The following is a 12,880-nucleotide window of genomic DNA, read 5'->3' on the forward strand; positions in this document are numbered from 1 at the left end:
TTTTATTCAGTATAAACGATCAGAACCACCTGATCCGTATTGGTAGTCCATTTTAAACTTACCGGAACCTCTGAATTTTCATTGATTTGATTTTGCGATACGCCATATACCTGCATTAACTTTTTTAAAGTATGAATTCTCTTGTCTGTTGAAACTACATCAGTTGGGCTTTGTGTCCCTTTTACAAATGAAATGCGTAATTTTCTGTTTTGCTTAACAGTCGTACTAAGCAGAGCCATGAGATTTGCCCCCGATCCCTTTATAGCATAACTGCCGGAATCAAATAAGTCTGCCCATGGAATCTGTATAAATCCCTGTTCTTTAGAGGAAGTGGTTTCAAATTCGAGCTTAGGATTGGTTTTTATCAATGTTTTTAGTTGAGCTATAACAGGTTCACCCAATCTCTTTTTACTTGCATCCCCGGTTGGTTTCTGAACAGGCTGTTGCTCCACTTCATCAACATGAATTTCTTTTTGCTCTTGCTTGGCTTCAACACGGGGTGCTGCTTCTTTTTGATTATTCGTTGTGTTTTGTGGGGTAATATGTTGTTGCAATTGCTTGTTAGACTCCTCTAGCTTCTTGATTTTTACATTCAAACTATCCAGACTGGATTGTTTGTTTTTTAATCTCGAATTGGCTATACTTAATTCTTCTGAATGCATTTTCTTCAAACGAAGCAATTCGGCTTGTTGTAATTGAATACTGTCCTTCATTCGATCGAATGATTTTAATTCAAGTTTCAATTGCTTTAGTTGCTGTTGCGCTTGCTCCTTTTCTTGTGCAAGGATTTCCATCTTATCTAGCAATTCTTGATTCTTTCTTTTTAATGCCATTAAATCCATCTCCTGGATTTTCCTGATCGAATCGGCTTGCTCTAAATTCATAGACCTGTCAGACTCCACATGAATTTGTGCTTCCGCTTTCATCAATTTGTTTTCCAAGGCTGCACGATCGGTCTGTTGTTTTTGAATTTGTTGATTTTTATCTTCTATGATTTCATTTAAGACCTTAATCGTGCTGAGCTGTTGATTAAGTTCTTCCTGAACTGATTTCAAGCTTGCTTCATTGACTGAAGTGGATTTCACAGCTTTTAAATTCTTTAATTCTTGTTGCGTTTGTTCGTTTTCAGTTTTAATTGCCGCCAGAGCTTCCTGCGATTTTTGAATTTCCTTGTCTTTCAATTGAACGGTTTCAAGCATTTGTGCATTGAGTCGATTCAGTTCATCTAAATTCGCTTTCAACTGGTTGATTTCAGTCTTTAACTCAGATTCCTGTAACTTTTGATCAATACCTTTGGATGCATTTAATGCTTCTGATTCTTGTTTTGCTTCATTCAATTCGTATTGCAATTGTTTAATCCGAACTTCCCCATACTGAATTTGTGAAGTCATTGAATCCAGCAGACTATTGGATGCTGCCAATTTCTTATCTTGTATAACCTGGTTTGCTTTTTCTTTTGCAACTGCATTTTTTAAAGCGACGATTTCCTTATTTAAACTGTCTAATTTTTTAGCGGTTGACTTCTTTGGTTCTTTTGATTTTAACAGTTTTTCGTATTTTTCATTCAATTGTTCATAATTAATTCTTGCTTGAACTAACTGGTCATTGAGCCGTTTCATCTCAAGCATTTGGCTTTCCTGAATGGTGGATTCTTGTTGTTCGTTTACTAATGGATTGGTTTTGGCAATTGAATCTGATTTCTCAGAACCCTGATTGTACTTCAAATAAAATTCAATCAATACATTTTCTGTTTTTTGCAATTGAAGCTTGGTCGTTTCAAGATCCTGAGCAATTACTTCAAAGCTATCCTTATTTATTTGACTTTCCTTGAGTTGTATTGCCAATTGATCCCGTTCAGATCGTACTGAATGATAACGGGAACTTGAAACACAAGCCCATAAATTCAATCCTGCACATAAAAGGAATAGTTTGGAATACATAATCTAATAGCGGATGATTCCACAAATTTACCAGCTTTAGGCTAATTTTTTTGACATTCCGAATCGACCGTATGAACTATTCCTTTCATTTTCAGTTATTTTGTATTGAAAATACAGACTTGCTTGGAAGTTGTTTTATCTAAATCCCCGTATACATTTAAAATGTTTGATGCCATATCAAGCATTTCTGCTATTTGGGATCAAATTCCTGCAACCAGCCGTCTTTTAAGTTCGGAGTACCTGGACATCCTCGAGCGATTTCCCCCGGAATCCATGAAATTCCGCTATGTTTTGGTTTATAAAAGCTCCAAATTGGTGGCCTGCCTCTATTTTCAAATTGTACCATTTAAAGCAGCAGATCGCTTAAAAATGGAAAATGCGCCTAAAAAAAGTTTGGTTTCTTGTTTTTATACGCAAATCAAAAAACTTGTTGCCAAACAAGTAGATTTTGTAACCCTGATCAATGGCAATTTACTATCAACCGGCCCGTATGGTTTTAAATTACACCCTGATTTAGCTAATTCTGAATTTCAACAAATTTTTGATTCGCTATTACAGGTACTTTTTAAACAACACGAACACATTGATTATGCCAATCTCTGCTTGTTAAAAGAATTGCCACCCCAACAGGCCTTTAACACCAATGCAGAAGACTGTTTTTCAAATTTACATCCGTTTTTAATTCAACCTTCCATGATGCTTCATTTAAATGCTGAATGGAAATCACTCAACGATTACATTGCAGCATTGCAATCCAAATACAGACTGCGTATTAAAAAAGCACTTCAGGCCGGAGCATCCCTCACTCATAAAGAATTTGATCTCGAACAACTAGCTGATTACCATTCAGCCATTTATCAACTCTATTTAAACACTGCTGATGGCGCAGATTTTAATTTGGTAAAATTGAATCCAAATTATTTTCTTGAGTTAAAACGTCAATTGGGAACTCGTTATCGCATCTTTGGTTTTTTTCATGACAACGAACTCATTGCATTTTATTCTTTGATTGATGATGGCCAACAGCTTTTAGGACATTTTCTCGGAACGATGAAAGAGAATAACCTGCGTTATCAGGTTTATTTTAATATCTTAATTAAATTTATTGAAATAGCCATTCAAGGGAATTTTAAAGAAATCAATCTTGCACGAACTGCCATTGAAATTAAAAGTTCGGTCGGTGCGGTGCCCGTTGACCTTGTATGCTATTTGACACATCGCAATCGAATTGTAAATCATTTAGTTCCTAACCTTATCCAATATTTAAAACCGGATGAACAATTTACAATTCGAAAGCCTTTCAAAAAAGCATCTGATACCCCATCATCGTAATTTATGATTCCACGCTGCTTTATCTCCTCTTCCTCTGTGTTCCTCACTCTGTGATCTTAGTGTGCAATAAATTAGTTGATAGGTGATAGGTGATAGGTGATAGTTGATAGTAAGAACATACATTTTTCTTGCGTCTCTGCGTCTCTGCGTCTCTGCGTGAAAATTCTTTAAACCAAAGACCACGAAGAAAATACACACGAAGAAATACAAAGTTAATCTCCTCCTCTTCCGTTTTCCTCCCTCTGTGATTTTCGCGTTAAACTCTTCTATCACAAAGTCCACAATCAATTTGTTGCGTTAATCTCCTGTTAAATGAAGGATTCCCACCCTTTTAGTTTTTTTAGACCGGTACTTTTGTAAACGATTCTCTAAGTCCATGAATAAAACCAATTGTTTACTTTCCGTTTTCCTGAGCTTGTTTCTGAATTTGCTTTCCGCCCAAGAAACGGTCACCGGACTGTTACACTTTAAAAATCAACGATTTCAATTTGAAAATGGGGATTCCCTGGTTTTAGATCCCGATAAACAGTTAATCGTATTGCTGTTTCATGCCGAACAAGATACGATTGGCTTGGATCCCGGTTTGTCAACCGAAGGACGATGGCGAGCAATAAATTTGTTGCGCATCATGAAAACCATTGATTTTGGCGCATTTTTCACAACCCCATTTCGCAACAACATCCTCACTTTACAACCCCTGGTGGATTACAAGAAAACCCAGCCAAGATATTACGATCAATCTGATATTCAGGTACTTATAAAGGAAATAGCGAATTTATCTCCTTATCCAATCATGGTGATGGTTCATCCGGAAACAGTTGGCCTTATATTTGAGCGTATTACGCAATCTAAGTTAACTATGGACTTAAGTACAAATCGATCTGATAAAATCATCCTGATTCAGCGAGACCGGAAACAGGGAATTTTGTGGAAAGCTTGTACCTACAAGGTCCGTTAATAAAAATTTTATGGAATTAGAAACCCGATTTAAACCGGGGAGCATTGAATCAAAATGGTATGATTGGTGGCTTCAACGGAATTATTTTTCATCCAAACCAGATGAACGGGTCCCGTTTTCAATAGTGATCCCACCTCCCAATGTGACGGGAGTGCTCCACATGGGTCACATGCTCAACAATACAATTCAAGATGTCTTGATACGGCGAGCCCGTCAAAATGGAATGAATGCCTGTTGGGTACCCGGAACCGACCATGCTTCCATTGCAACCGAAGCGAAAGTAGTCCAAATGCTTCGTGAAAAAGGAATCAAAAAATCTGACATTACCAGAGATGAGTTCATGAAATATGCCTGGGAATGGAAAGAAAAATACGGGGGCATCATACTCGAGCAATTAAAAAAACTTGGTGCATCCTGCGACTGGGATCGGACTTCATTTACCATGGATCCGGTGCGCTCAGAAGCTGTAATCAGTGCTTTTGTCGATTTATATAACAAAGGAAAACTATACCGCGGCAAACGCATGGTTCACTGGGATCCGGAAGCAAAAACCGTTTTGTCCAGCGAAGAAGTCTTGCATCATGACGAACAAGCGAGTTTGTTTCACATCCTGTATAAACTGGAAGGTTCGGATACAGAAGGAATTGTAATCGCAACACAACGTCCGGAAACCATCATGGCAGATACTGCTGTGTGTGTGCATCCGGATGATCCACGATACACTGCCTTTCATGGCAAAAAAGTGATTTTACCTTTATTAAACAAAGCCATTCCGGTAATAACAGATACGTACATTGATCGTGAATTTGGAACCGGCGCATTAAAAGTGACTCCTGCTCATGATCCCAACGATTATGAAATTGGATTGCGTCATGGATTGGAAGTCATTGATTGTTTGAATGAAGATGGAACACTAAGCAAAGAAGCCATCATCCTGGTCGGTGAAGACCGCTTTGTTGCACGTAAAAAAATAAAACCGCTGCTTGAAGAAGCCGGTGTCTTAATTAAAATTGAAAACTACACCACCAGCATTGGTCGAAGTGAACGCACGAATGCAGTGGTCGAACCACGATTGAGTTTGCAGTGGTATGTTAAAATGGGCGAATTGGCCAAACCTGCATTGGAAGCAGTTATGGACGATTCCATCCAGTTTACTCCAGAACATTTTAAAAATACTTATAGACATTGGATGGATACCATCCGCGATTGGTGCATTTCACGTCAATTGTGGTGGGGCCATCGGATTCCAGCCTGGTATTATGGGGAAGAAGTCTTCGTTGCAAAAACAGCAGAAGAAGCATTGGCCCAGGCTCAGCAAAAGACTGGCAATTTATCACTTCAACTTTCCGATTTACAGCAAGATGAGGATGTGTTGGATACCTGGTTTTCATCCTGGCTTTGGCCTATTTCTGTATTTGATGGAAATAATAATTCAGAGGATTTTAAATACTATTATCCTACTTCGGTGTTAGTGACCGGATGGGATATTATTTTTCTGTGGGTTGCACGGATGGTTATGGCCGGTTATGAATGGAAAGGACAATTGCCTTTTCACAAAGTTTATTTTACCGGGATGGTACGCGATAAACTGCGCAGAAAGATGAGTAAGTCATTGGGAAATTCACCCGATGCACTGCAACTGATTGAAGATTTTGGTGCCGATGGCGTGCGATTTGGAATGTTGGCTTGTTCGCCGGCAGGTGGGGATTTATTGTTTGATGAAAAACTGTGCGAACAAGGACGCAATTTTTCCAATAAGATGTGGAATGCACTTCGACTGATAAAAGGTTGGACTCCTGATAATTCAAAACAAGCAAATGATGGAGATCAACTGCTGATGGAATGGATGGAGAGCAAATTGAATGCTGTATTGCTAGAGCAAAAGCAGTATTTCGAACAACTTAAATTATCAGAAGCAATTAAAACCCTTTACAATTTCATCTGGGAAGATTTTTGTGGATTTTTATTAGAGGCTGCAAAGCCTGCCAGTCAAGAAAACATTTCCGGGGAATTGTACACTAAAATCATTGAAGTGTATGAAAAAATCTGCATCGTCCTACATCCGTTTATGCCATTCATCACCGAAGAAATCTGGCACGGATTAAAAACCAGAAACGAAGGCGAAGATTGCATTGTAGCATCGATGCCAAGCCAGGGAGCAGTCAACGCAGAACTACTTGCAAACATGACCGAATTGCGAACTGTCCTCAGTCAAATTCGCGAATTGCGAAATAAATACGGTGTGAAAATGAATATCTCCGTTCCCTTGCACATCATGAAAAACGACCAAACCAATTTATTAGCAATCTCCGGAGCCTCCAGTTTATTGAAAAAGATGGCAGTATTAACGGAGATCCTGCAAACCGATCAGGAAATAGAAGCAGCCCAATCCTTTATGGGAATGCGCCAAAAGTATTTTGTACAACTCCCCGTTGAATTAGACATAGAAGCTGAAAAAACTGAATTGCTAAAAGAGATCAGCTATCAGGAAGGATTTATAAACAGCGTCCTCAAAAAATTAGAAAATGAACGCTTCGTTGCCTCTGCACCAAAAGACCTGGTAGCTAAAGAACGCAAAAAACTGGAAGACGGACAAAGCCGATTGATTGCGTTGAAAGAAAGACTGGAGTCAATTACGAATTAAGAATTAAGAATTATGAATGAAGAATTATGGGAGCGTAGCATACATCCCGTGTACCCGTTAGGATAATTAAGAATTAATAATTATGGGAACTTAGCGTATATCTAGTGAGCTGTCGGGAAGAATACGATGAACAGATTGGACCTTAACCATAATTTGCAAAAGTAATATAGGCCACCAAGTGGAAATTTGGTAAACATAAAAAACAGGATTAAGGATAATACACTAAGGAAAAATAATTCTTAATTTTTAATTCTTAATTCTTAATTAAAAAAGGACTTCTTTCGAAGTCCTTTCTATGTTGTTTAGGGTGCTCTACAGTTCTTATCTGTGAGATTGGTGTTTCTTGATTAATTACCTTACAAAGATTGTACGATTGCATACAGAAAACAATCGGTAAAAAGGCCCATTTTTCAAAATGGTTATTTTGGACTATTGCATACTCTAAAAGCTGTTTTAAATTATATGGGGAATAAATTCACTCCGAATTTGAACCCGTGTTTCTATGTGAATTTTAAGCTCATTTGAATTGTTTCGTCCAAATGGACCAATTGCACTACTCCTTTAGGAGTATTTTAAAAGATTCTAAATGACTTAGAATGCAATTTTACAGGTTTTTACATATTACAATAATATATATGTAAAAATACTTAGATTGCAATGCCAAATTTTTATAGCTATATTTGGAATTGTTAAACCATTTTTCAATAACCAAATAAAAAAAATAATATGGCTAAAATTGTTGAATTAAATGAATGTTATGGGCGATCCCCATCAATTACTGATCCAAAACAAGTACGAGGTTCAGTAAAAATTATTAAAGTTGAATTAGATTTTAGTAATACAAGTAAGATATTAGGTGGAGAATTTATTTCTCAAGATGATGCCACTTCATACATGTCTCAATGGAAAGAATTCAGAAATGACTTTAATGAATTTATAGAAATGTCAAAAGTCCCTTCAAGGTATACAGATTGGCAAAATGATATTCATCAAATTAGAGATCGATTAAGTGAATACGAATTAATTGATTACGAATCATTTGAACCTAGTTTTGTAAAAAATTTTATTAATCTTCTTGACAAGAAAAAAAATCAAAAAATTCGTATTTGCAATGGAATAAAAAGATTAGATCAAATTACTTCACAAGAAACCAGAGATTACTTGTGTAAACGAAAAAAGAATAAAATGAGTTGTATTGTAATTGTAGTTTCAAATATTAAAAAAATTTAATAAATAAAAATCATGAAAAACAATATTAATAATAATATTTCACTTCCAGATGCACAAAGGATGATTGAAGATTATAAATATCTTCACGGTACCGATTCTGATTTCCTAGCTTCAGAATATTATAATCTAGAATTTTTAAAATCCATAATAAATCATCCTCGTTGTAAGGGAATACGCGTTTTTAATGCCATCAAAACAGAAGGAGAAAAAAAACAAAACCGACTGATTGTGGTAGGCGTTGATGAACACGAAAAAATCATTGTTCCAAAAAACAATAACATAGCAGGAGTATCTGCTGCTGGTTTAGGTCTGAGTTTAGGTTTTGTTGAAACGGTTGTTGGAGTTGCTGAACACGGACGTCCTTGTCCTCCAGATTGCCTTAAAGCAGAAAAAATATTCTAGAATCCAAATGGATATTCTTGATATTTCTACCTATTCTCAATATTTGTCTTTCCTTTTAGGTATTTATGCATATTTCAAAAAGAATATGCATAAATACCTAAATTTTTTACTTGTTGCAATTACGATTGGCACAATAGCGGAAATTGTAAACCCTATCTTACGAAATCTAGGTATGAAAAATATCTTAAGTATGAATATTTACACTTTTCTTAATTGTCTTGTATTCATATTTTTATATAAAAAAACAAAAACAATCTCAGAAAAATGGTTTTGGATACTTAATTCAGTTTTTATAATAGGAAGTTGCTATTCCATTTATTTCCAGGGTGTGCTAAACCAATTGAACACTATTTTAATTGTATTTGCCAATTTTATTCTGATGTTTCTTTCAGCAAAATCTTTGATCAAAATGACAAATGGAGACGTTGAACATTTATTTCTTCAACCATTGTTTTGGTTATCTGCAAATCTATTAATGTTTAGTACAGCCTCCAATATTGTTTACAGCATTTTTCCAAACAGTTTGTATTATGACAATAATTTATTCTATAATCAGATCTGGACAGTTTTTAGTGTACTTAATATAATCTACAATTTACTTTTCGCTTACGTATTTATATGTCATCTCAGGAATCCCTCTTATACCCAATAATCGCATCCACCTTCTCCCTTGTATTCCTCGTAGGATTTTTCATCTACCTGATTTACAAGTACAATAAAAACATGATTCGAAAAAACAATGAGATGTTTAAAGCGGTCATTGATGCTGGTGAACGGGAGAAACTGGAGTTATCCAGAAACCTGCACGACCAGGTCATTCCTTTGATTGCAATTTCTAAATTGCAAGTGGAGTCTTTTGATTATCCGGAATCCGTGGAGTCGGAAGAACATAAAAAAGAGCTGACGGGTATTTTGGCACAGTCCATTTCTGAAATTCGTGGAATCTGTCACAGCAACTCTCCCATCTTGTTTAAGGATTTGGGGTTAAAAAAGTCTCTACAAAATTTCTTCAAACAAATGGCTTCAGTCGAATCCGCTCCGAAAATTGATTTTCAGTTTGACGATAACATCCATATTTCAGATGACAACGGCTTATCTGTTTACAGGATATTACTCGAACTATTCAATAACTCTCTAAAATATGCCCGCTGTAAAAACATTAAGATCTCGAGTCAGCTGGGGCCCAAAAAAGAAATTATAATCCATTTTTCGGATGATGGGATGGGCACAGATGTGCTAAAACCAGGTCATGGCATGTTGAGTATTAAATCCAGAGTCACCCTGTTGGAAGGGGAAGTACAATTTAAAAGTAAAATGCAGGAAGGCTTCCAATGTATGATTAAATTGCCATCTAAATTACTGATATGAGTGAACAGAAAATCAACATTCTGATTTGTGATGATCATACCATCTTCCGGACCGGTATGAAAAACATCGTCCGCAAATTACCCGTTACAGATCATATCTATGAGGCTTCCAATGGAAATGAAGCCATTGCAGTAGCAGAAACCAATAAAGTTGATCTAATCCTTTTAGACATCGAAATGCCTTATCTCAATGGCGTAGATACAGCTAAATATTTCAAAAAAAATCATCCCGAGATTCGCATCATCATGATTTCCTTTCACAATGACAAGGAATTGTTTTTACAACTTTATAAAATAGGCGTCGAAGGATATTTAGTAAAAAATACTTCGCTGGAAGATTTAAAACGAGGCATCGTACATGTGTTGGAAGGCAATCAGTTCTTCTCTGCAGAGTTAGGCGCCACCGTCATCCACGGATTAATCAATGAAAAATTACAAACTCCTAAAGATCCACTAGAACTCTTATCTGAACGGGAAGTAGAAATCCTTTTACTCATTTGTCAACAACTTACTACCGACGAAATCGCTGCACAACTTTTCATCTCTCCTCTTACAGTCAAAAGACACCGCCAAAACTTATTGGATAAAACCAATTCCAAAAACATCGTTGGACTAATTTTATATGCAATCCGTAATGATTTGCTGGATGCAGCCACGATTAAATAGGATTTGGAAAGGAGGGAGGGCTGTTGGACTGTTGGGCTGTTAGACTGTTAGACTGTTAGACTGTTGGGCTGTTGGGCTGTTGGGCTGTTGGGGAGGAGGGCTATTTGAATGTTGAGCATTTTTGAATTTTTAATTACTGACTCCTTTCTGCTGACCACTGATTCCCTTGCTGGGCGTAGGCTTGGCCTACGTCAAATTTCAATCGAAGCATAATTAAGGAAATTTTCTATAAGAAGTGAGACATGCATAGCTTTTAGCTATAGAGAAAATTTCTTGCTATGAATCATGTTTTAATGATCAAAATATAATTGGAATGCTGGGCATTTTTGAATTTGTACCACTGACCCCTAACTACTGACCCCTGACCCCTGACTGCTAACTGCTAAAAAAAAACCCGGAGTCAATGACCCCGGGTTTAGTATCAATCAATGATTGATAAATTATTATTTTACAACTGTAAATTGTTTTGTACTGGTTCCTTCATTGGTAGAAACACGGATCAAATAAGAACCTGCATTTAATGCAGATGTACTGATTTTAAATACATCTTTAGTTACTTGTTTGTGTGATTCAAAATTCAGGATTTTTCCATTGATATCTGCAATGGTTAAGTTAGCATCTGTTGGGTTAGAGAAATTCAAACCAACATTCAGGTTGTCATTAACAACTGGATTTGGATATAAACTCATTACATTGTCAGCCAATGGTTTTTCGTCAGTTTTAGTAACAAACTCAAGGATTAATTCCAAAATCGGAGTATTAACTCCCTGGAATCCATTGAACCATTCGCCAGCCTGGTCAATTACAAACGTTGAAAATGGTTGAGAGTTATATGATTTTTCATTGCTGATTGAGTGGAATGTTGGTACTGCGCCTGTTGGAGTTGCAGGGTGATCCACACCAATGAAATAACGAGAACTCTTTTGTAATAAAATTCCATTATCACCTGTATTGAAATCGGTAAGATCCACAGTGATTGGGTCGTAATTTTTCTCAGTAGTACCGCTAAATGCTTCAGCAGATAAAATATCTACAGAAGGTGAAGCGATTCCGCCTGATCCATCAAAATTGGTGAATCCACCATCTACATCGTCTTTAACTTTCATTAAATAGATAGAAACTGCATATCCATCAAGCGTTCCCCCTTGATTGGTTACCATACTGAATCTGGCTTGTTTTGCAAACCATTTATCATTGTCATTCCAACAATCTGAAGTGCGGTATTGGTTACCAAAAACATAAGCAGCACCACCACCTGCACGAACACCACTGGTTGCTCTTGGAGCTTTAGCAAACTCATTTAAGGAAATCTCAAAAGAGTCAACACGGGTATTGTCGTTTCTGTTAAAATCAGCAGTAGTTGCATCTTTACTGTAAACAGACCAACGGAGGAAATATTTACCGAAGTCTAAATTGTTTGGTACAAATAAATTAGCTACATTAAATGCAGTGTCATCATCTGTAGTTTCCAAACGATCAATGATAACTGAATCTGCAAAAACAACTGTTTTGCGATCAATACCAATAACCTCTCCTTTTAAAACCACATTGGTTTGTGCTTTTCCACCTTTGTTATTAAGGTTTGCCTGAAATAAAAAGCTGTCTGTACAAATCATTGCTTTTGGCTGTCTGTAAGCAGCTGGTGTATAAAAATGACTGTTTAAAGCCAAGTCATAATCTGGTACTGAAACCAATTGAACATCATCTACAATCCAGAAATAATATTCGCCATCAAAACGAAAACGAAATTGAACAGTCGCTTGATTTGCTGCATCAGCAGAAATATCAATCAAAACACTATTGTTTGTAGTCGTTTCAGCATTGCTTGCGATATCCTGATTTAACTGGTAACTATTCCAGTTTACACCACCGTCATTGGAAACATCTACAAAACAAGTAGAATTAAAATTCCGATAGTACTGATTAAACTTCAATGCAACGCCGCCGAAAGCTGCGCAATTGATTACAGGGCTAGTTAATACACCTGAATGCAATGAAGGGCATTTGCCACCGCCAAAATTTCCGACAACTCCAGCATTATCTAATAAATCGGAGTTGAAAACCATGGCTCCATTTGCTCTTGAAGGAGAGTTAATTGCACCTCTTGTACCATAATATGCGCCGCCTGCTGCAGATGCCGCAGCACTATAATACCAGCGTGCACTATCCGCTTTTGCAGGGTCGTCTGAACTTAAACCCTGGGTAGTCCAATCGTTAAATCCACCAGCAAACGTGGAATTTGGATCATTAGGTCCTCCCCATAAGATCTGGGAGTTTACCCAGCTTACGCTAAGTCCTAAGAAAAATAAAATTGTAAAAATTTTTTGCATAAATTCTGAAA

9 protein-coding genes are annotated in these 12,880 nt (G+C 36.8%); 7 read left to right on the forward strand and 2 right to left on the reverse strand.

The window, feature by feature from the left end; genetic code table 11:
- Nucleotides 1-2: 2 nt before the first annotated feature.
- Nucleotides 3-1,940 carry a hypothetical protein gene (locus IPJ80_01710; GenBank protein MBK7912198.1) on the reverse strand — a complete coding sequence of 646 codons (1,938 nt, stop codon included), beginning with the start codon at nucleotides 1,938-1,940 and terminating at the stop codon, nucleotides 3-5.
- Nucleotides 1,941-2,102: 162 nt separating this feature from the next.
- Here IPJ80_01710 and IPJ80_01715 point away from each other — a divergent pair, with 162 nt between their 5' ends.
- The 7 genes from IPJ80_01715 to IPJ80_01745 all read left to right on the forward strand — a co-directional run bounded on the left by IPJ80_01715 (nucleotide 2,103) and on the right by IPJ80_01745 (nucleotide 10,539).
- Nucleotides 2,103-3,272 (forward strand): N-acetyltransferase, encoded by a 1,170-nt coding sequence (locus IPJ80_01715; protein MBK7912199.1) that lies wholly within the window; start codon nucleotides 2,103-2,105, stop codon nucleotides 3,270-3,272.
- 376 nt (nucleotides 3,273-3,648) lie between these two features.
- On the forward strand, nucleotides 3,649-4,230 hold the full coding sequence (locus IPJ80_01720; protein ID MBK7912200.1) for a hypothetical protein: 582 nt from the start codon (nucleotides 3,649-3,651) through the stop codon (nucleotides 4,228-4,230).
- Between the two features lie 10 nt (nucleotides 4,231-4,240).
- A complete protein-coding gene (locus tag IPJ80_01725; protein ID MBK7912201.1) occupies nucleotides 4,241-6,874 on the forward strand; it encodes a valine--tRNA ligase in 2,634 nt (877 codons plus the stop codon).
- A 726-nt stretch (nucleotides 6,875-7,600) separates the two neighbouring features.
- Nucleotides 7,601-8,104, forward strand: coding sequence for a hypothetical protein (locus IPJ80_01730; GenBank protein MBK7912202.1), 504 nt, complete (start codon nucleotides 7,601-7,603; stop codon nucleotides 8,102-8,104).
- A 12-nt stretch (nucleotides 8,105-8,116) separates the two neighbouring features.
- The gene (locus IPJ80_01735) at nucleotides 8,117-8,506 is read left to right on the forward strand and encodes a hypothetical protein (protein ID MBK7912203.1); all 390 of its coding nucleotides are present in this window, start codon (nucleotides 8,117-8,119) and stop codon (nucleotides 8,504-8,506) included.
- Between the two features lie 723 nt (nucleotides 8,507-9,229).
- Nucleotides 9,230-9,874, forward strand: coding sequence for a hypothetical protein (locus tag IPJ80_01740; GenBank protein MBK7912204.1), 645 nt, complete (start codon nucleotides 9,230-9,232; stop codon nucleotides 9,872-9,874).
- Entirely contained in the window at nucleotides 9,871-10,539 is a 669-nt protein-coding gene (locus IPJ80_01745) for a response regulator transcription factor (protein ID MBK7912205.1), read from the forward strand. The genes IPJ80_01740 and IPJ80_01745 overlap by 4 nt, the downstream gene beginning before the upstream one ends.
- 443 nt (nucleotides 10,540-10,982) lie before the next feature.
- Here IPJ80_01745 and IPJ80_01750 read toward each other — a convergent pair whose 3' ends face one another.
- Complete coding sequence (locus IPJ80_01750; protein ID MBK7912206.1) at nucleotides 10,983-12,869, reverse strand: T9SS type A sorting domain-containing protein; 1,887 nt, start codon at nucleotides 12,867-12,869, stop codon at nucleotides 10,983-10,985.
- Between the last annotated feature and the right edge of the window lie 11 nt (nucleotides 12,870-12,880).

The organism is Saprospiraceae bacterium, assembly GCA_016714025.1.
Taxonomy (GTDB): domain Bacteria; phylum Bacteroidota; class Bacteroidia; order Chitinophagales; family Saprospiraceae; genus Vicinibacter.

Coding starts and splice junctions, on each gene's coding strand:
- IPJ80_01710 (MBK7912198.1), bottom strand. CDS start 1,940: ATGTATTCCAAACTATTCCTTTTATGTGCAGGATTGAATTTATGGGCT.
- IPJ80_01715 (MBK7912199.1), top strand. CDS start 2,103: ATGTTTGATGCCATATCAAGCATTTCTGCTATTTGGGATCAAATTCCT.
- IPJ80_01720 (MBK7912200.1), top strand. CDS start 3,649: ATGAATAAAACCAATTGTTTACTTTCCGTTTTCCTGAGCTTGTTTCTG.
- IPJ80_01725 (MBK7912201.1), top strand. CDS start 4,241: ATGGAATTAGAAACCCGATTTAAACCGGGGAGCATTGAATCAAAATGG.
- IPJ80_01730 (MBK7912202.1), top strand. CDS start 7,601: ATGGCTAAAATTGTTGAATTAAATGAATGTTATGGGCGATCCCCATCA.
- IPJ80_01735 (MBK7912203.1), top strand. CDS start 8,117: ATGAAAAACAATATTAATAATAATATTTCACTTCCAGATGCACAAAGG.
- IPJ80_01740 (MBK7912204.1), top strand. CDS start 9,230: ATGATTCGAAAAAACAATGAGATGTTTAAAGCGGTCATTGATGCTGGT.
- IPJ80_01745 (MBK7912205.1), top strand. CDS start 9,871: ATGAGTGAACAGAAAATCAACATTCTGATTTGTGATGATCATACCATC.
- IPJ80_01750 (MBK7912206.1), bottom strand. CDS start 12,869: ATGCAAAAAATTTTTACAATTTTATTTTTCTTAGGACTTAGCGTAAGC.